The organism is Streptomyces sp. NBC_01077 (genome assembly GCF_045162855.1).
Lineage (GTDB): Bacteria > Actinomycetota > Actinomycetes > Streptomycetales > Streptomycetaceae > Streptomyces.
Genome location: NZ_CP108669.1, coordinates 7,770,653 through 7,788,617, shown reverse-complemented (window position 1 = coordinate 7,788,617; position 17,965 = coordinate 7,770,653). Strand labels below are relative to the sequence as shown.

The 17,965-nt window shown below is 72.7% G+C and carries 14 protein-coding genes; all 14 read right to left on the bottom strand.

What is annotated here, in order from left to right; genetic code table 11:
• Position 1: 1 nt before the first annotated feature.
• The 14 genes from OG462_RS35090 to OG462_RS35025 all read right to left on the bottom strand — a co-directional run bounded on the left by OG462_RS35090 (position 2) and on the right by OG462_RS35025 (position 17,964).
• Positions 2–850, bottom strand: a complete 849-nt coding sequence (locus tag OG462_RS35090) for a TatD family hydrolase (RefSeq protein ID WP_406064008.1) — start codon at positions 848–850, stop codon at positions 2–4.
• Positions 850–1,416, bottom strand: coding sequence for an EboA domain-containing protein (locus OG462_RS35085; RefSeq protein WP_406064006.1), 567 nt, complete (start codon positions 1,414–1,416; stop codon positions 850–852). The genes OG462_RS35090 and OG462_RS35085 overlap by 1 nt, the downstream gene beginning before the upstream one ends.
• Positions 1,410–2,363 carry a sugar phosphate isomerase/epimerase family protein gene (locus tag OG462_RS35080; protein WP_406064004.1) on the bottom strand — a complete coding sequence of 318 codons (954 nt, stop codon included), beginning with the start codon at positions 2,361–2,363 and terminating at the stop codon, positions 1,410–1,412. Before OG462_RS35080 ends, OG462_RS35085 begins: the two co-directional genes overlap by 7 nt.
• Positions 2,360–3,412: an SCO3242 family prenyltransferase gene (locus tag OG462_RS35075; RefSeq protein ID WP_406064002.1), complete on the bottom strand. Its 1,053-nt coding sequence runs from the start codon at positions 3,410–3,412 to the stop codon at positions 2,360–2,362. Before OG462_RS35075 ends, OG462_RS35080 begins: the two co-directional genes overlap by 4 nt.
• Complete coding sequence (locus OG462_RS35070) at positions 3,409–4,554, bottom strand: inositol-3-phosphate synthase (protein WP_406064000.1); 1,146 nt, start codon at positions 4,552–4,554, stop codon at positions 3,409–3,411. The genes OG462_RS35075 and OG462_RS35070 overlap by 4 nt, the downstream gene beginning before the upstream one ends.
• Before the next feature lie 284 nt (positions 4,555–4,838).
• Complete coding sequence (locus OG462_RS35065) at positions 4,839–8,534, bottom strand: ThuA domain-containing protein (RefSeq protein WP_406063998.1); 3,696 nt, start codon at positions 8,532–8,534, stop codon at positions 4,839–4,841.
• A gap of 245 nt (positions 8,535–8,779) precedes the next feature.
• The gene (locus OG462_RS35060) at positions 8,780–9,784 is read right to left on the bottom strand and encodes a sugar phosphate isomerase/epimerase family protein (protein WP_406063996.1); all 1,005 of its coding nucleotides are present in this window, start codon (positions 9,782–9,784) and stop codon (positions 8,780–8,782) included.
• Between the two features lie 13 nt (positions 9,785–9,797).
• Positions 9,798–11,024 (bottom strand): Gfo/Idh/MocA family protein, encoded by a 1,227-nt coding sequence (locus OG462_RS35055; RefSeq protein WP_406063995.1) that lies wholly within the window; start codon positions 11,022–11,024, stop codon positions 9,798–9,800.
• A gap of 112 nt (positions 11,025–11,136) precedes the next feature.
• Entirely contained in the window at positions 11,137–12,174 is a 1,038-nt protein-coding gene (locus tag OG462_RS35050) for a substrate-binding domain-containing protein (protein WP_406063993.1), read from the bottom strand.
• 100 nt (positions 12,175–12,274) lie between these two features.
• Positions 12,275–13,276 carry an ABC transporter permease gene (locus tag OG462_RS35045; RefSeq protein ID WP_406063991.1) on the bottom strand — a complete coding sequence of 334 codons (1,002 nt, stop codon included), beginning with the start codon at positions 13,274–13,276 and terminating at the stop codon, positions 12,275–12,277.
• A complete protein-coding gene (locus tag OG462_RS35040; protein ID WP_406063989.1) occupies positions 13,273–14,790 on the bottom strand; it encodes a sugar ABC transporter ATP-binding protein in 1,518 nt (505 codons plus the stop codon). Before OG462_RS35040 ends, OG462_RS35045 begins: the two co-directional genes overlap by 4 nt.
• Before the next feature lie 245 nt (positions 14,791–15,035).
• Entirely contained in the window at positions 15,036–16,217 is a 1,182-nt protein-coding gene (locus OG462_RS35035; RefSeq protein ID WP_406063986.1) for an ROK family protein, read from the bottom strand.
• 189 nt (positions 16,218–16,406) lie between these two features.
• Positions 16,407–17,081 carry a class F sortase gene (locus OG462_RS35030; RefSeq protein WP_406063985.1) on the bottom strand — a complete coding sequence of 225 codons (675 nt, stop codon included), beginning with the start codon at positions 17,079–17,081 and terminating at the stop codon, positions 16,407–16,409.
• 319 nt (positions 17,082–17,400) lie between these two features.
• Positions 17,401–17,964, bottom strand: a complete 564-nt coding sequence (locus tag OG462_RS35025; RefSeq protein ID WP_406063983.1) for a hypothetical protein — start codon at positions 17,962–17,964, stop codon at positions 17,401–17,403.
• Position 17,965: the final 1 nt, after the last annotated feature.

Sequence of the window (17,965 nt, the reverse complement as noted above, 5' to 3'; positions counted from 1 at the left end):
CTCATTCCCCGCCGCGGAGGACGGAGTTGCCCTCGTGCAGGTCCGCCGGGGTGGGGAGGTCGAGGTGGAGGCGTCCGCTGAGCCCGTAGAAGGCGACGGGGTTGCGCCAGAGGACCTGGTCGACGTCGTCGTCCGTGAAGCCGGCGGTGAGCATGGCCTCGGCGACCGCGCGGGTCTTGAGGGGGTCGCTGCGGCCCCAGTCGGCGGCCGAGTTCACCAGGACGCGCGCGGTTCCGTACTCCTGGAGGATCGCGACCGTACGGTCCTCGTCCATCTTGGTGTCGGGATAGACGGAGAAGCCGAGCCAGGCGCCGCTGTCGGCGGCCTCCTTGACGGTCGTCTCGTTGAGGTGGTCGAGGAGGACGCGGTCCGGGGCGAGCGCGGACTCGCGCACGACGTCGATGGTGCGGCGCAGGCCGGTGAGCTTGTCGCGGTGCGGGGTGTGGACGAGGGCGGGCAGGCCGTGGTCGGCGGCGAGCTGGAGCTGGGCGGCGAGCGCCGTGTCCTCGGCGGGCGTCAGGGAGTCGTAGCCGATCTCGCCGACGGCGACGACGCCGTCCTTGGCGAGATACCGGGGCAGGGCGTCGAGGACGGGGACGCAGCGGGGGTCGTTGGCCTCCTTGGGATTGAGGGCGAGGGCGCAGTGGTGGGCGATGCCGTGCTGGGCGGCGCGGAAGGGCTCCCAGCCGAGGAGGGAGTCGAAGTAGTCGAGGAAGGAGTCGGGCGAGGTGCGCGGCTGGCCGAGCCAGAAGGAGGGTTCGACGAGGGCGAGGACACCGGCGTCGTACATCGCCCGGTAGTCGTCCGTGGTGCGCGAGGTCATGTGGATGTGCGGGTCGAAGATGCGCATCAGGACTCCTCGGTGGGGGCGGTGAGGGCGAGGACGCGGGACAGATCGGCGGGGACGGCACGGCCGGCGGCGGTGCGTTCGGCGGCGTGGTCGGTGAGCATCCGGGCGAGTTCGCCGTCACCGGCGGCGCGCTCGGCGAGTCCGGCGACGACGGTGACGGGGACGTCCGAGAAGAGACATTTGAGGAGGGCGTGCCGCCAGGCGTGGGGGGTGAGGTGAGTGGCGGCGTAGGGGCCGAGGGCGGCGGCGAGCAGGGTGGTGTCGTGGGTGCGGAGGGCGTCCTCGACGAGGGGAAGGGCCTCGGGGCCGGTGACGAGAGAGGGGAGGGCCAGGAGGACGGCGCGGCGCTCGGCGGCGGTGCCGTGGTGGTAGAGGCGGGCGAGGGTGTCAGGGTCGGCGCCGGCGGCCCGGAGGAGCAGGGTGCGGGCCTCGTCCGCGTGCTCGTGCCCGCAGTGCCGTCCGGCGGCGACGAAGCGCTCCTCCCACCCGGGGGTGCGGGCCTCGGCCTCGGCGAGGGCGGAGTCCAGCCAGGCGCGGGCGGCGGCGGTGGCGCTGAGGGTCAGCATGTCGGGGTCTCCCGGCGCAGGAAGGAGAGGGAGGTGCGGGCGAGTTCGGGGCCGGCGTGGGAGTGCCGGGGCAGTTCGACAACGGTCAGCCCGGGGTAGCCGGCGGCGGTCAGCTCGGCGAGGGCGGCGAGGACGGGCGGGAAGTCGATCTCACCGTCGCCGAACGGCAGGTGCTCGTGCACACCGCGGCGCATGTCCTCGATCTGGATGTGGTGCACCCAGGGGGCGACGGCGCGTACGCAGTCGGCGGGAGGGAGGGGTTCGAGGCACTGGCAGTGGCCGATGTCGAGGGTGAGGCCGAGGACGGCGGGCGCGGGGTCGCCGAGGAGTCCGCGCAGGTGGTGGAAGTCGTCGAGGGTGGCGAGGAGGTGGCCGGGTTCGGGTTCGACGGCCAGGGGGACGCGGGCGGCTTCCGCGGCCTCCAGGACAGGGGTGAGCGAGGAGGTGAGCCGTTTCCAGGCCTCGTCGGCCGGGGTGTCGGCGGGGAGGATGCCGCTGAAGCAGTGCACGGCGTGTGCGCCGAGGTCGGCCGCGACCCGCACGGCCCGCAGCAGGAGCCGTACCCGGGCGGCGCGGTCCTCGGGGTCCGGGTCGAGCAGGGACGGGCCGTGCTTGCGGCGGGGGTCGAGGACGTAACGGGCGCCGGTCTCGACGGTCACCCCGAGCCCCAACTCGCCGAGGCGCCGCGCGATCCGGGCGGTGCGGGCGGCCAGGTCCGGGGCGAGGGGGTCGAGGTGCATGTGGTCGAGGGTCAGCCCGACGCCGTCGTAGCCGAGGTCGGCGAGGAGCCCGAGGGCGTCGTCGAGCCGCAGATCGGTGAGGCCGTTGGTGCCGTAGCCGAGCCGGGGGCGCGCCGAGGAGTGGAGCGGGGACGGGTCGGTGAGCTGAGCGGCGGGCTCGATACGGGAAGGGGCGAGGTTGCGGGCGGCGGGGCGGGCGGTGCTCATGTGGGGCTCACCTTCCGGGCGAGGGCACGCGCGGCCGGGACGAGACCGAGCAGCGCGAGCGCGGTGCCCGGTGCCCCGGCGCGGGCGGCGAGCGCGGCCTGGAGCGGGATGGTGGCGCGGATCCCCCCACCGACGGCCCGCTCGGTGAGCGCCGCGGACGGGTTGAGCGCGGCATGGAGGAGGAGGGTGGCGGGGGTACGCGCATAGGCCAGGGCGAGGAGGGAGCCGAGACCACGGGAGGGCGGCCGGCGGGAGGAGAGGGGCAGGCGGGTGGGGAGGGTGGGGCGGGGGCGGGGGGCGGGGGCGGGCCCCCCGGAGGGGGAGACAGCGGCGGGGCTGCCGGATCGGCGCCCGGTGAGGCCGCCCGACACCGCCCCCGATGCCACTCCCGGCACTGCCCCTGATGCCGCCCCCGATGCCACGCCCGCCACCGTCAGGGTTACGGCGAGTGCGGCGAGCGGGGTGCGGGTGGAGCCGCCCTGGGTCTCGTGGCGGGAGACGGCGGTGACGGCGTAGGTGTGTGCCCCGAGGAGGGCGGCGGACGGGAGGGCGTGGGCGGCGCGGCGGTGGGCGGCGCTGTCCCCGCTGGTCGAGGCTGTTGCGCCCAGGAGGAGGTCCAGGGCTCGGGCCGTGGCCATGGTGGCGGGGCCCGCCGGGGTGTGTTTGAGGCCGAGGTCGTAGGCCCAGACCGTGGTGGCGAGGGCGGTGGCGACCGCGAGGGCCGGGCGTCCGGCGCGGGAGGCTAGCGCCAGACCCGCCGTCGTCAGGGCCGCCGAGGCCGTGAGGGCGGCGCTCGGCGTGATGCGGCCGGAGGGCAGCGGGCGGTGGGGGCGTTCGGCGGCGTCCTCCGTGCGGTCGGCCCAGTCGTTGAGGGCCATGCCCGCCTCGTACAGGCAGAGCGAGGCGCCGATCGCGCAGAGCGTGCCCCGGCCCGGCCGGGCCCCGGCCGCCGCCGCGCCCGCGAGGGCGTCGCCGGGCACCGAGAACAGCGCCGATACGCGGAGGAGTTCCGCCCACGCCTGTGCCCGTCCGGTACGCCGCCTGGTCATCGGGTCGGCTCCGTTCCCGCGTCCTTCGGGCCAGACGCCTCTCCCAGCGTGCGGCCGAAGGTCAGCAAGCGGTCGTACTGGTCCGCCAGCGAGGCCGGCGGGGTGCCTTCCGGGTCCTTGAAGTAGAAGGCGAGGTCTTCCAGCGGGCCGGTGAGGCCCTTCTCGTGGGCGCGGGCCGTGAGGCGCGCCAGGTCGAGGACGAGAGGTGCGGCGAGGGCCGAGTCGCAGCCCTGCCAGAGGGTCTGGAGGATCATGCGGGTGCCGAGGAAGCCGTCGAAGGCGATGTGGTCCCAGGCGGTCTTCCACTCCCCCATCGCCGGGACGTCGTCGATGTGGACCTGGCCTTCGACGCCGGGGCCGAGGGTGTCGGTGAGGACGCGTTCCTTGCCGGCGTTCTTGGCGGCCGCGGCCGCGGGGTCGGCGAGGGCGGCTCCGTCGCCGCCGCCGAGGAGGTTGCTGCCGGACCAGGCGCGTACGGTCAGGGCCCGCTGGCGGAACATCGGGGCGAGCACGGCGCGCAGGAGGGTTTGGCCGGTCTTGCCGTCGCGGCCCGCGTGCGGCAGTCCGCTCGCGGCGAGCGGGGCGGCGAGGGTGGGGTGGCGCAGGCCCGTGGACGGGGTGAAGTTGATGTACGGGCACCCGGCGCGGAGTGCGGCGGCCGCGTACAGGGTGCTGGGTGGGAGCCCGACGCCCCCCGACGCCGGCTCCGTGGAGGCCACATTGACGACCACGACGCGGTCCAGGCCAATGCGGTGGCGGAAGTCCGTCAGGTCGTGGGTGAAGGCGGTGACGAGTTGTTCGTCGGTGCGGGTGTCGCCGGGGGCGGGGCCGCCGGGGCGGATCTCGCGGTCGGCGGTCTCGAGTTCGTTGGTGAGGGCGGGGGTGAGGCCGTACGGGAGGACTCCGGCGGTGGTGAGCTGTTCGGCACGTTTGGGGAGCGGGCAGTCGGTGGTGTCGTGTCCGCCGAAGACGAGGGAGGCGAGTGGGGGGAGGCCGGCGTCGGCGAGTTCGGGGGTTTCGGTGGCCATGCCGGTGGGTGGGTGGAGTCCGGCGACGAGGGCGGCGCAGCCGGCGATGGTCGTGGTGGCGACGGAGCCTCTCGCGCCTATGAGCCAGATTCCGGTGCGGGGTGCGTGGGTCATGGCGTCGGCCTCCCTGCTCGTCCAACGGAAAGAGGGTTGGGGGTGGTGACGGTGGGCGGGGGGTACGGCGCCGCCCCGCCCACCGTCGTCCGGGTGGGGGCTCCCGCGGGTGGGGAGCCCCGGGGGCTCCCGAGGGAACGGGGGCCCGGGGTGGGTCCCCTCAGTGCGGGGGCCCGGGGTGGGACTCCCGGCGGTGCGGGAGTCCGGGTGGGGCTGGGGCTCTCCTCAGCGCGGAGCCCGGGGTGGGGCCCCCGTCAGTGCGGGGGCCCGGAGTGGGGCTCCCGTCAGGAGGGGAGTTCCTTGAGTCGGATGTCGCGGAAGGCGGCCTGGTCTGCGGCTCCGTGGTTCTGGATGCCGATGTGGCCGCTGGTGAGGCTGCGGGCGGGGTCGGTGTTGGTGAAGTCGTTGATCTTGATGCCGTTGAGGAAGACCTGGAGGCGTTCGCCCTGGACGCGGATTTCGTACGTGTTCCACTGGCCGGGCGGGCGGAGGGCCTGGTCGCGGGCCTTGAGGTTGGCGGACTTGAAGCCGTAGACGGCTCCGGTGGTGCGGTCGGCGGCGTCGGTGGCGTCGATCTGGATCTCGTAGCCGTTGTTCACGGCGGACCAGGGGTCGTCGCTGGCGGGGAAGCCGACGAAGATGCCGGAGTTGTCGTCGCCGGTGAGTTTCCAGTCGAGGGTGAGGGAGTAGGACCGGAGTTCCTTGGCCTGGTACCAGAGCATGCCCATGCCGCCGGTGGAGTGGAGTTCGCGGTCGGTGATGTCGAAGCCGCCGGGTCCGGCCTGCTTCCAGCCTTCGCGGGTCTCGCCGTTGAAGAGGTCGCGGTAGCCGGTCTGGGGCCGGCAGTCGGCCTTGACCTGTCCGGTGGCGTAGCGGAGGCCGCCCAGCAGGTGTTGGCGGAAGGCGGGTTCGGTGTACGACTCCTTGGTGTGGCCGCCGCCGGTGTAGAAGGAGCGGCCGCCGCCGTAGGTCTGGCACCAGGCGATGGGGTGGTCGCCCTTCATGGTGCCGCCCTGGTAGGTGGTTTCGTCGAGGGTGGCGAGGACGCGGGCCTGGTCGCGGGGGTTGGTGCGGTAGTTGTACCACTCGTCGGTGCGCTGCCAGGGCCCGTCGAGGTGGGCGGTGGCGGGGTGGGTGTGGTCTTCGGCGCGGACGGTGGCGGGCTGGATCTGGGGGTGGGACTGGAAGTAGGCGCCGACGAGTCCGCCGTAGAAGCTCCAGTCGTATTCGGTGTCGGCTGCGGCGTGGATGCCCATGTAGCCGCCGCCGGTGGAGACGTAGTTCTCGAAGGCCTTCTGCTGGTCGGTGTCGAGGACGTCGCCGGTGGTGGAGAGGAAGACGACGGCGTCGTAGCGGGCGAGGTTGTTGGTGGTGAACTGGCGTGGTTCTTCGGTGCTGTCGACGATGATGTCGCTGTCGGCGCCGAGTTCCTTGAGGGCGGTGATGCCGGTGCCGATGGAGTCGTGGCGGAAGCCGGCGGTCTTGGAGAAGACGAGGACGCGCTTGGCGTTGCGGTTCGCGGGGGTGCTGGAGAGCGTGAAGTCGTCGACGTCGTAGAGCGCGCCGGTGCCGCCCTTGAAGACGAGGAAGAGTTCGGTGGTCTTCCGGGGCAGGTTCCGCAGGGGTACGTCGATGTCCTGGAAGGTCTCCCAGCCGCCGGTGACGGGGATGGGCGCGGAGCCGTGGAGGGTGCCGGTGGGTGAGCCGGTGCGGACTTCGAGGAAGCCGCCGGCGCCGCCGGAGGAGATGCGGGCGGTGAGCTTGGTGGCTCCGGCGAGGTTGTAGGGCTTGAAGGAGATCCAGTCGCCGTTGTTGATGTCGCCGACGGTGCGTCCGCCGTTGGCCTGGGTCTTGTCGAAGAGGTTGACGCCGTTCTGGGCGTCGAAGTGCTCGGCCTGGCGGTGGCGGGGCTGGAGTTTGGCCTGGTCGTGGGTGGTGAGGGCGGCCTGGCCGCCGCCTCCGCCGTCGGTGTATTCGGCGTCGAAGACGGCGAAGATGTTGGCGTCGTCGTCGTGGCCGCCGTCGGCGGAGGTCTTGATGGTGCCGGTGCAGCCGTTGGCGGAGGTGACGGGGTGGCCGTGGCTGTCGTGGCCGAGGACGTAGGTGACCTTGACCTTGGCGCAGTCGACGGGGCCGTCTTCGGGGTCGGTGGCCGTGACCTTGAAGGGGATGTCGTCGCCGAAGGAGAAGAGGGCGCCCTCTGCGGGGAGTTCGAGGGTGACCTTGGGTGCGGTGTTGCCGACGACGATGTGGACGGAGGCGGAGCCGGTGCGGCCACTCGCGTCCTTCGCCGTCACGGTCGCCGTGTAGGTGCCGTTCTTGCGGTACGTGTAGGTGGGGTTGGCGGCCGTGGACGTACCGCCGTCGCCGAAGTCCCAGGTGTAGGTGAGGACGTCGCCGTCGCCGTCGGTGGTGCCGGCGGAGGAGAGGGCGACCTTCAGCGGGGCGGTGCCGGAGGTCTTGTTCACGCTCGCCTCGGCGACCGGGGAGCGTCCGCCGGTGGCGTTCTCGATGCGGTAGAGGCCGGAGTTGTGGTCGCCGCCGAACCAGGCGGTGCCGTAGTCGAGGACGTAGAGGGCTCCGTCGGGGCCGAAGGCCATGTCCATGATCTGGGTGCCGGTCCAGGGGACGGCGTTGATGGAGGCGACGGTGCCGTTGGTGTCCTGGTCGATGCGCTTGATCCAGCGGCGGCCGAATTCGCCGGCGAAGAAGTCGCCGTCGTACGCCTCGGGGAACTTCACCGGGGACGGGTTGGCGGGGTCGTAGCGGTAGACGGGGCCGCCCATGGGTGATTCCGAGCCGGTGCCGAACTCGGGTACGGAGCCGCCGTTGTAGGGGATCCAGGCGGGTTCGGCCGGCGGCAGGTCGACGAGTCCGGTGTTGTACGGGGAGTCGTTCTTGAGGGCGGCGCAGTCGTAGGTGGCGCCGGAGGTCTTGGTGGCGAAGTCGTAGTCGACGTAGGGGTCGTTCTTGCCGGTGCAGAAGGGCCAGCCGAAGTTGCCGGGCTTGGTGACGCGGGCGAATTCGACCTGTCCGGCGGGGCCTCGCTGGGGGTCGGCGGCGCCGGCGTCGGGGCCGTAGTCGCCGACGTAGAGGACGCCGGTGGTCTTGTCGACGCTGAAGCGGAAGGGGTTGCGGAAGCCCATGGCGTAGATCTCGGGCCGGGTCTTGGCGGTGCCGGGGGCGAAGAGGTTGCCTTCGGGGACGGTGTAGGTGCCGTCGTCGGCGACTTTGATGCGGAGGATCTTGCCGCGGAGGTCGTTGGTGTTGCCGGAGGTGCGGCGGGCGTCGAACGCGGGGTTGCGGCCGGGGCGTTCGTCGATGGGGGTGTAGCCGTCGGAGGCGAAGGGGTTGGAGTCGTCGCCGGTCGACAGGTACAGGTTGCCCTGGGCGTCGAAGTCGATGTCGCCGCCGACGTGGCAGCAGATGCCGCGGGTGGCGGGGATGTCGATGACCTTCTTCTCGCTGGCGTTGTCGAGGGTGCCGTCGGCTTTCAGCGTGAAGCGGGAGAGGCGGTTGACGCCGTCGTAGGGGGCGAGTTCGGCGGGGGTGCCGTTCTCGGGGGCGTCGCCGGTGGGGGTGGTCAGTGGTGGGGCGTAGTAGAGGTAGACGGCTCTGTTCTGTGCGAAGTCCGGGTCGAGGCCGATGCCTTGGAGGCCTTCCTCGTCGTGGGAGTAGACGGGGACGGTGCCGATGACGGTGGTGTTGCCGGCGGCGTCGGTGCGGCGGAGTTCGCCGTTGCGGGAGGTGTGGAGGACGCTGCGGTCCGGGAGTACGGCGAGGGACATGGGTTCGCCGACCTCCTCGCCGCCCTTGGCGAGGGTGATCTGCTGGAACTCCTCGGCGGCTGAGGCGTCGGAGGGGGTGGAGGCGGCGGGGCCTTCGGGTTCGGCGGCGAGGCCTTGGGGGGCGCCGAGGGCGAGCAGTCCGATGGTGAGTAGGGCGAGCGACTTCCTGGCGCGGAGTCGTTTTCTGTGCACGGGTGTCCTCCGGAGTCGGGCCGGGTGTGCGGGTTGTCCGGGGACCGGCGTGCGCCGTCACGCTGGTCACATCACGCTGTTACGCCATGTACACATCAGGGACCGTAGCCGGGTTCGTCCACCACGGAAAGCCCTTGTGCACCTGTGCGGTCGAACTTTTCCCCGCGAGAGGACAAAGGCTCTCGGGGGCAGCGCGGACCGGCCCGGCGGCGTTCCACCGCCAGGCACGGACCTGCGCGTTCACCTCAGTCGGCGCTCCCGAAGGCGGCGTCGAAGGAGGCAGCCGGGGGGTCGAAGTCGTACCGCTTGAGGAAGGACAGCGCCTCGGGGGCGCCGGTCAGCCGGTCCATGCCGGCGTCCTCCCACTCCACGGAGACGGGCCCGGCGTAGTCGATGGACCGGAGCATCCGGAAGACGTCCTCCCAGGGCACGTCGCCGTGTCCGGCGGAGACGAAGTCCCAGCCGCGCCGCGGGTCGCCCCAGGGCAGATGGGAGCCGAGCCGCCCGTTGCGGCCGTCGAGCCGCTTCCGGGCCTCCTTGCAGTCCACGTGGTAGATCCGGTCGCGGAAGTCCCACAGGAACCCGACGGGGTCGAGGTCCTGCCACACGAAGTGGCTCGGGTCGAAGTTGAGCCCGAAGGCGGGGCGCCGGCCCACCGCCTCCAGGGCCCGCTGGGTGGTCCAGTAGTCGTAGGCGATCTCGCTGGGGTGCACCTCGTGGGCGAAGCGGACGCCTTCGGCGTCGAAGACGTCGAGGATCGGGTTCCATCGCTCGGCGAAGTCCTCGAAGCCGCGCTCGACCATGCGCTCGGGGACCGGCGGGAACATCGCCACCAGATGCCAGATGGAGGAGCCGGTGAAGCCGACGACGGTGTCGACGCCGAGCGCCGCCGCGGCCCGCGCGGTGTCCGCGAGCTCACGGGCGGCCCGCTGCCGCACCCCCTCGGCGTCGCCGTCGCCCCAGATGCGGGCGGGCACGATCGCCTGATGGCGCTCGTCGATGGGATGGTCGCAGACGGCCTGCCCCACCAGGTGGTTGGAGATCGCCCAGCACTTCAGGCCGTACGCGTCGAGCAGTTCGCGCCTGCCCTTGACGTACGCCGGGTCGGCGAGGGCCTTGTCCACCTCGAAGTGGTCTCCCCAGCAGGCGAGTTCGAGGCCGTCGTAGCCGAAATCGCGGGCGAGCCGGCAGACCTCCTCCAGGGGCAGGTCGGCCCACTGGCCGGTGAAGAGCGTGAAGGGTCGTGGCACGGTCGGGCGCCTCCTAGCTCGGTACGGGTGTGTCGACGGGGGTGTGGACCGGGGTGTAGACGGCGTTGCTCCGGGCGCTCTCCTCCACCGCGGCCAGGACCCGCTGGACCTGGAGGCCGTCGGCGAAGGAGGGCGCCGGGGCGATGCCGGTGGCGACGGCGTGGACCAGGTCGCGGGCCTGGTGGGCGAAGGTGTGCTCGTAGCCGAGCGCATGACCGGGTGGCCACCAGCCCTCCAGGTACGGGTGGTCGGGTTCGGTCACGAGGATGCGGCGGAAGCCCGCCGAGACGGCCGGTTCGGTGTGGTCGTGGAAGGAGAGTTCGTTGAGCCGCTCCAGGTCGAAGGCGAGCGAGCCACGCTCCCCGTTGATCTCGAGCCGGAGCGCGTTCTTGCGGCCTGAGGCCATCCGGGTGGCCTCGAAGGAGGCGAGCGCGCCGGAGGCGAGCCGCCCGGTGAACAGGGCCGCGTCGTCGACGGTGACCTGTCCGTACGCCTCCGATCCCGCTCCCCCGGCGAGACCGCCCGCGGCGACGCCCGCGAGCAGCGGGCGCTTCCGTACGAAGGTCTCGGTGAGCGCCGACACGCCGACGAGCGGCTCCCCCGCCAGGTACTGGGCGAGGTCGACGGCGTGTGCGCCGAGGTCTCCGAGGGCCCCGGAGCCCGCGTGTTCGCGTTCCAGGCGCCAGGTCAGCGGGAAGGCGGGGTCGACCAGCCAGTCCTGGAGGTAGGTGACGCGGACGTGTCGCAGGGCGCCGATCCGTCCGTCGGCGACGAGCTGCCGGGCGTACGAAAGGGCGGGCACCCGGCGGTAGTTGAAGCCGACCATGGCGATCTGGCCCCGGGCCGCGGCCGCCTCGGCGGCCGCGGCCATCGTCTGGGCCTCGGCGACCGAGTTGGCGAGCGGCTTCTCGCACAGCACGTGCTTGCCGGCCTCCAGGGCGGCGACGGCGATCTCCGCATGGCTGTCGCCGGGGGTGCAGACGTCGACGAGCTGGACGTCGTCGCGGGCGATCAGCGCGCGCCAGTCGGTTTCGGCGGCGGCCCAGCCGTGCCGGCGGGCGGCGGCCCGTACGGCGGTGGCGTCCCTGCCCGCGACGGCGGCGAGGACGGGGCGCAGCGGCAGGTCGAAGACGCGGCCTGCGGTGCGCCAGCCCTGGGAGTGGGCGGCTCCCATGAACGCGTAGCCGACCATGCCGATGCCGAGCGTCGGCGGTGCGGCCCCGCTCTCCGTCTGTTCCATACGGTTCCTCCGTTTCGTGGTGCGGCGAGTTGCTGCTCCCCGGGGGCGGTCGGGCCGCCGGGGGCCGGTCCGGTCGGACGGCCCGGGTGCGGGCCGTCCGGGTGCGGGCCGGTCAGCTGAAGCCGGTGGGCAGGTACTCGTCGACGTTCTCCTTGGTGACGACGGCCGAGTAGAGGGTGATCGAGGCGGGGATCTCCAGCTCGGACATGCCGCCGATCCCCTTCTTCTGGCCGAGGGCGCGGGCGAGGTCGATCGCGGAGGCGGCCATGGTCGGCGGGTAGAGGACGGTGGCCTTGAGGACGCCGGTGTCGGCCTTGATGGCGTCCATGGCGGCCTTGGCGCCGGCGCCGCCGACCATCAGGAAGTCCTTGCGGCCGGCCTGGGCGACGGCCCGCAGCGCGCCGACCCCCTGGTCGTCGTCGTGGTTCCACAGGGCGTCGAACTTGGGCTGGGCCTGAAGGAGTTGGGCCATCTTGGCCTGTCCGGACTCGACGGTGAAGTCGGCGGCCTGGCGGGCGACCTTGCGGATGTTGGGGTAGTTCTTGAGGGCGTCGTCGAAGCCCTGGGTGCGCTGCTTGGTGAGTTCGAGGCTGTCCATGCCGGCGAGTTCGACAACCGTGGCGTTCGGCTTGTCCTTGAGCTGTTCGCCGATGAAGTTGCCCGCGTTGAGACCCATGCCGTAGTTGTCGCCGCCGATCCAGCAGCGGTAGGCCTGCGGTGAGGCGAAGATCCGGTCGAGGTTGATGACGGGGATGCCGGCCTTCATGGCCTGGAGGCCGATCTGCGTGAGGGCCTTGCCGTCGGCGGGGAGGATGACGAGGACGTCGACCTTCTTGTTGATGAGGGTCTGGACCTGGCCGATCTGGATGGCGGTGTCGTTGGAGCCCTCGGTGATCTCCAGGGTGACGTCGGAGTACTTCTTCGCGCGCCGCTCGGCGTTCTCGTTGATGGCGTTGAGCCAGCCGTGGTCGGCCTGCGGGCCGGCGAAACCGATGGTGACGGGGGTACCGGGCTTGTCGTCGGCGGCGGGGGCGGCGCTCGCGACGGGCGCCTGATTCTTGGGCTCGTTGCTCGTACAGGCGGTGAGCAGGGCGCCGGCGGAGACGGCCGCGCCGCCGAGGAGGAGGTGTCTGCGGCTGGTTTCGGGCATGGCGGTGGATCCCTTCCGAGGGGTGATGGTGAAGGGGGCGGGTGCGGGGGGGGTGCGGGGCGGGCCGGCAGGCTCTCGCCGTCCGGTCTCCGGTGTCCGGTCAGGTGTCGCCGTCGCGGACCGTACGGCGCTGGACCAGGACGGCGGCGACGATGATCGCGCCCTTGGCGATCTGCTGGACGTCGCTCTGCAGGTTGTTGAGCGCGAAGATGTTGGTGATGGTCGTGAAGACGAGGACGCCGAGGACGGAGCCGACGATGGTGCCCCGGCCGCCGCTCAGGAGGGTGCCGCCGATGATGGCGGCGGCGATGGCGTCGAGCTCGTACAGATTGCCGTTGGTGTTCTGGCCGGAGCCGGCGAGCACGACGAGCAGGAAGGCGGCGACGCCGCAGCACAGTCCGGAGAGCAGATAGAGGAAGAGCCTCTGGCGGCGTACGTCGATGCCGGCGAGGCGGGCGGCCTCCGGGTTGCCGCCGACGGCGATCGTGCGGCGGCCGAAGGTGGTCCGGTTGAGCAGCAGCCATCCGGCGACGGTGACGGCCGCGAAGACGAGGACGAGCGGCGGGATCCCGAGGACGTAGGCGTCGGGGACGCCGAGGTCGAGGACGGACGGGACCGTGACGATCTGGGTCTTGCCGTCGGTGATCTGGAGCGCGAGACCGCGGGCCGAGGCGAGCATGGCCAGGGTCGCGATGAACGGGACCATCCCGCCGTACGCGACGAGGACGCCGTTCACGAGTCCGCAGCCGAGTCCGACGGCGACCGCCGTGAAGAGGATGCCGGCGAAGCCGAACTCCTGGGTGGCGAGGGTGGTGGCCCATACGGAGGCGAGGGCGACGATCGCGCCGACGGAGAGGTCGATGCCGCCGCTGGTGATGACGAAGGTCATGCCGACGGTGACGACACCGATCACGGAGGCCTGGGTCAGGACGAGTTGGAGGTTGGAGGTGGCGAGGAACTCGGCGGGCCGGGTGAGACCGCCGACGGCGATCAGTACGGCGAGCACGCCGAGCAGCGACAGGTTGCGGACGTCGGCCCTGAGGCCGAGTGCGCGCCAACGGCCCTCCTGGGGCCGCGCCTTGGCCGGGGTGGTGAGCGTCATACCGCAGGGCTCCCTTCCATCACGAGGTCGAGTACGCGGTGTTCGTCGAGGTCACGGGCGGGCGCCTGGTGGACGACGCGGCCTTCGCGGAGTACCAGGACGCGGTCGGCGAGGCCGAGGACCTCGGGGACCTCGCTGGAGACGAGGAGGACGGCGAGGCCGTCGTCGGCGAGGCCGCGGATGACGGCGTACAGCTCGGCGCGGGCGCCGACGTCGACGCCTCGGGTGGGTTCGTCGAGGAGGAGGACGCGGCAGCCCCGGAGCAGCCAGCGGGCGAGGACCGCCTTCTGCTGGTTGCCTCCGGACAGCGTGCGGACCGGGGCGTCGGGGAGGTCGGGGCGCAGCGACAGGGTGCGGGTGGCGGTCCTGGCGGTCTCGCGTTCGGTGGCGCGGTCGATCCAGCCGGCCCGGGAGAAGCGGGCGAGGGAGGAGACGGAGACGTTTCGGGTGACGGATTCGAGGAGGAGCAGGCCCTGCGCCTTGCGTTCCTCGGGGGCGAGGCCGAGTCCGGCGGCGACGGCGGCGGGGACGCTGCCGGGGCGCAGGGGCCGTCCGTCGACGGTCACCCGGCCCGAGGTGGGCTTCCGCGCTCCGTAGACGGTCTCCAGGATCTCGGAGCGGCCGGAGCCGACGAGCCCGGCGAGGCCGACGATCTCGCCGGGGCGCAGTTCGAGGTCGAGGGCCTCGAACTCCCCTTTCCTGGCGAGACCTTGGACTCGGAGGACGGGTTCGCCCGTCGGCGGGCGGGCGGGGCGTTCGGGGAAGACGTACGGGACGTCCCGGCCGGTCATGAGGGCGACGACGTCACGGGTCGGGGTGGTCGCGGCGGGCAGTCCGCGGGCGACGGCGCGGCCGTCCTTGAGGACGGTGACGCGGTCGCCGATCCGCCGGATCTCCTCCAGGCGGTGGGAGATGTAGACGACGGCGACGCCGTCGGCGGTGAGGTCGGCGACGATCCGGAAGAGGTTGGCGACCTCGTCGGGGTCGAGGGCGGCGGACGGTTCGTCCATGACGATGAGGCGGACGTCGTGGGAGAGGGCGCGGGCCATGGAGACGATCTGCCGCTGGGCGGCGGAGAGTTCGCCGACGCGCCGGGCCGGGTCGATCTCGGGGTGGCCGAGGCGTTTCAGGAGTGCGGCGGTGGTCTCCCGCGCGGCGCGGGTGCGGACGAATCCGGCGGTGGTGGGTTCGTGGCCGAGGTGGACGTTCTCGGCGACGGAGAGGCCTTCGACGAGGTCGAGTTCCTGGTAGATGGTGGCGATGCCGAGGCGGACGGCGGCGCTCGGGGAGCGGAGCCGTACGGGTTCGCCGTTCCAGGTGATCCGGCCCTCGTCGGGCTGGTGGGCGCCGGCGAGGACCTTGATGAGGGTGGACTTGCCGGCGCCGTTCTGGCCGAGGAGGCAGTGGACCTCGCCGGGCGCGACTTCCAGGTCGACGCCGTCGAGGGCGCGGACGCCGGGGAAGGACTTGGTGATTCCGGACATGGTGAGCAGGGGCGGGTGTTCTTCGGGCATGGCGGGGATCCCCTCGGCGGGTGCGGGTGGCCGTCCGGCGGGTGTGGGGTACGCGGGGCAGGGTGCGTGGTGCGGGTGGGTACGGCGGGTGCGGGTGGCGCCTGGGCGAGGGCCGGGGGTGCGGGCCGGTGGGCGGTGTGTGCCCACCCGTTCCGCCCTGGGGGTCCCCCCGGACGGAGTTGGGGGGGGGAGGAGCGAATGCCCACACACCACCGGGGAGGGAGTCGGCGAGCTGCGCGGGCGCGTTACGCCGGGGAGAAGAGGTGGTCGCTGATGAGGCGGGCCGCGCCGGTGACGCCGGCGGTCTGGCCCAGTTCACCCAGGACGATGGGCAGGTTGCCGGTGGCCAGGGGCAGCGACTGCCGGTAGACCTGGGTGCGGACACTGGCGAGGAGGTTGTGACCGAGGCCGGTGACACCGCCTCCGATCACCACCAGACCGGGGTTGAAGAAGCTGACGAGTCCGGCGATGACCTGCCCGACCCGGTTTCCGCCCTCACGGATGAGGGCGAGCGAGGTGGCGTCACCGGCGGCGGCGGCCGCGGCGACGTCGACGGCGGTGAGCCGGCCGGCCGCCGCGAGCCGGGCGGCGAGCTCCTCCGACCTGCCGCCGCGCGCCGCGTCCTCGGCGTCGCGGGCCAGGGCTGCACCGCTGAAGTGGGCCTCCAGGCAGCCGTTGTTGCCGCAGGCGCAGGGGCGGCCGTCGGGTTCGACCTGGATGTGTCCGATGTCGCCGGCGCTGCCCGTCGTGCCGCGGTAGACCTCTCCGCCGACGACGATGCCGCAGCCGATACCGGTGCCGATCTTGACGCAGAGGAAGTCGCCGACGGAGCGGGCGACACCGGCGTGCTGCTCCCCCATGGCCATGAGGTTCACGTCGTTGTCGACCATGACGGGGCAGCCGAGTTCCTGACTGAGCGCCTCCCGTACGGGGAAGCCGTCCCAACCGGGCATGATCGGCGGCGCGACGGGGACGCCCTCGGGGAAGCGGACGGGTCCGGGGACGCCGATGCCGGCGCCGTCGAAGCCCTCGGCGAGTCCGGTGGAGCGGAGCTTCGCCGCCATCGACAGAGCCTGTTCGAAGACGGCGACGGGGCCCTCGCGGACGTCCATGGGGTGGTTGAGGTGCCCGAGCACCTCCAACTCGGCGTTGGTGACGGCGACATCGATGGAGGTGGCGCCGATGTCGATGCCGAGGAAGCGGAGTTCGGGCGCGAGCCGGATGTTGTGTGAGCGACGGCCGCCCCGCGAGGCGGCGAAGCCGTCGGCGACGACGAGACCGGTCTCCAGGAGCCGGTCGACCTCGACGGCGAGTTTGGAGCGGGAGAGATCGATCTGATCTCCCAGCTGGGCGCGGGAGTTGGGTCCTCCGTCGCGCAACAGCCTGAGGAGTCGCGCCTGATGCCGGTTGGCAGGTCGTGCCGTCATGCGTCTCACGCGCCCCTCCCTCTCGCACACGCTCGTCTGCGGGCTTTCGAGGGGAACGTAGCAGCGGCGTACCGGAGTGGGAAGAAGTTGAGCAGGAATCCAGCCCGACTTTTTCCCGGTTGGGGACAAAGGCGGGGTCGGGGGAGGGAGAAGGCTCGGCCGCCCGGTCGCCGTCCGGCGCGAGCGGTATCAGCGGACCTCGACCAGGCGGGCCGAGACCACCACGTTGCCCGCGTAGCCGTGCTCCTCGGTGAACGTGCCGCCGCAGGTGATCAGGCGCAGCTCGGGCACGCCGGCGTCGCCGTAGACCCGCTCGGCGGGGAAGCCCTCCTTGGGGACGACCTCGACCCCGTACACGGCGAAGACGGCGGTCCGGCCGTCGCGGCGCGCTATCTCCACGCGGTGTCCCTTGCCGAGGGCGCCGAGGTCGTAGAAGACGGCCCGGCCGCCGGGGGTGTCGACATGGCCGACGACGACGGCGGTGCCGCGCTCGCCGGGGGTGACCGCGCCGGTGAACCAGCCCGCGAGCCGGTTCTCCTCGGGCGGCGGGGCATCGATCCAGCCGTCGGCGTCGAGCCCGACCTTGGTGATCGGCGCGTCGATCCGGACGGCGGGGACGCGGACCCGGACCGGGGTCGACGCGGGCAGCGGGTCGGGTACGGAGGCGGGGGCGAGCGCGGCTTCGGCCCGGGCGACGTCGGGTGCGGCGGCGGAGAGGGGCTGCGGGGGGCCGTCGGCACGGAGTTCCTCGGTACCGCCGCGCACGAGGTGGACGCCGACGAGGAGGAGGACGGCGATGAGGCCCCAGGCGCCGTGCCGGCCCACGGCGTCCGGCCGTGCCCCACCGTCCGGCCGCCCCGTCACGTCCGTCCGTCCCGTCGCACCCGCTGCGTCGCGTCCGACCGCCCCACGCCCGCCCTCCTCCTCGCGCCGTGAGCGCGCCGTATCCGCACCGCCGCAGCGCAGTCTTCGCGCCGTCCGCACGTCGTGATGCGAGCCGTCTTGGCACCGTCGCTCGGGCCCTCGCGCAGGCCGTCGTTCAGGTCGTCTTCGCTCGGGACGCGCCGCGTTCGCGCACGCGGTGGCGCCCGCGTACGGGCGCCCGCCGTGCTGGCGCCCCTCCGCCCCGGACCTCGTCACACCGGGGCGGAGGGGCCGTTTCAGGCCCCCGGGGTCCCGGCCGTCATACGCGGCCGTCGGCGTCGCGGCGGCGGCGGCTCAGGACGACGGCCGCGCCGAGCGCTCCGGCGATGAGCAGGACACCCGTGACCACCTCGGTGACGCCGAGGCCCTCGGTGTCCGCGCCGGAGGCGGCGGCTGTGCCGTAGCCGGCCTTCACGCCCTTGTGCGCTGCGGGAGGCATGCTCTCGTTGTGCCCGGTCGTGTTCCCGCCGGTGTTGCCCTGGGCGATCGTGAGGGTGGTGGTGCCGCGCTCGCCCTTGCAGTCGAAGGAGATCTCGTACTGGGCGCCGGCCTTGGCGTCGACGTCCACGGTCGCGTTGCCCGAGCGGCCCTCGTTGAGGGTCACGGTGTCGAACACCCCGGAGGTGACGGTCACCGACGGCACCTCGCAGCCGTCGGACTTCAGCGTCACGGTGCCGCCGGGGGCGACGGTCTCGGGGCTGACGGAGAAGCCGAACGACGTGATGTTCTGGTCGTTCTCGCCCGCCAGGGCCGCCGGCGCGACCGTGACCACCACGGCGGCGGCGCTCAGCAGGGCGGCGGAAGCGGCACGTATGGCGCGCATG

What these genes read in the sequence shown, in the direction of transcription:
- OG462_RS35090 (WP_406064008.1), bottom strand. Translation starts at nt 850, where the DNA reads ATGCGCATCTTCGACCCGCACATCCACATGACCTCGCGCACCACGGAC.
- OG462_RS35040 (WP_406063989.1), bottom strand. Translation starts at nt 14,790, where the DNA reads ATGCCCGAAGAACACCCGCCCCTGCTCACCATGTCCGGAATCACCAAG.
- OG462_RS35080 (WP_406064004.1), bottom strand. Translation starts at nt 2,363, where the DNA reads ATGAGCACCGCCCGCCCCGCCGCCCGCAACCTCGCCCCTTCCCGTATC.
- OG462_RS35025 (WP_406063983.1), bottom strand. Translation starts at nt 17,964, where the DNA reads ATGCGCGCCATACGTGCCGCTTCCGCCGCCCTGCTGAGCGCCGCCGCC.
- OG462_RS35070 (WP_406064000.1), bottom strand. Translation starts at nt 4,554, where the DNA reads ATGACCCACGCACCCCGCACCGGAATCTGGCTCATAGGCGCGAGAGGC.
- OG462_RS35085 (WP_406064006.1), bottom strand. Translation starts at nt 1,416, where the DNA reads ATGCTGACCCTCAGCGCCACCGCCGCCGCCCGCGCCTGGCTGGACTCC.
- OG462_RS35050 (WP_406063993.1), bottom strand. Translation starts at nt 12,174, where the DNA reads ATGCCCGAAACCAGCCGCAGACACCTCCTCCTCGGCGGCGCGGCCGTC.
- OG462_RS35075 (WP_406064002.1), bottom strand. Translation starts at nt 3,412, where the DNA reads ATGACCAGGCGGCGTACCGGACGGGCACAGGCGTGGGCGGAACTCCTC.
- OG462_RS35045 (WP_406063991.1), bottom strand. Translation starts at nt 13,276, where the DNA reads ATGACGCTCACCACCCCGGCCAAGGCGCGGCCCCAGGAGGGCCGTTGG.
- OG462_RS35055 (WP_406063995.1), bottom strand. Translation starts at nt 11,024, where the DNA reads ATGGAACAGACGGAGAGCGGGGCCGCACCGCCGACGCTCGGCATCGGC.
- OG462_RS35035 (WP_406063986.1), bottom strand. Translation starts at nt 16,217, where the DNA reads ATGACGGCACGACCTGCCAACCGGCATCAGGCGCGACTCCTCAGGCTG.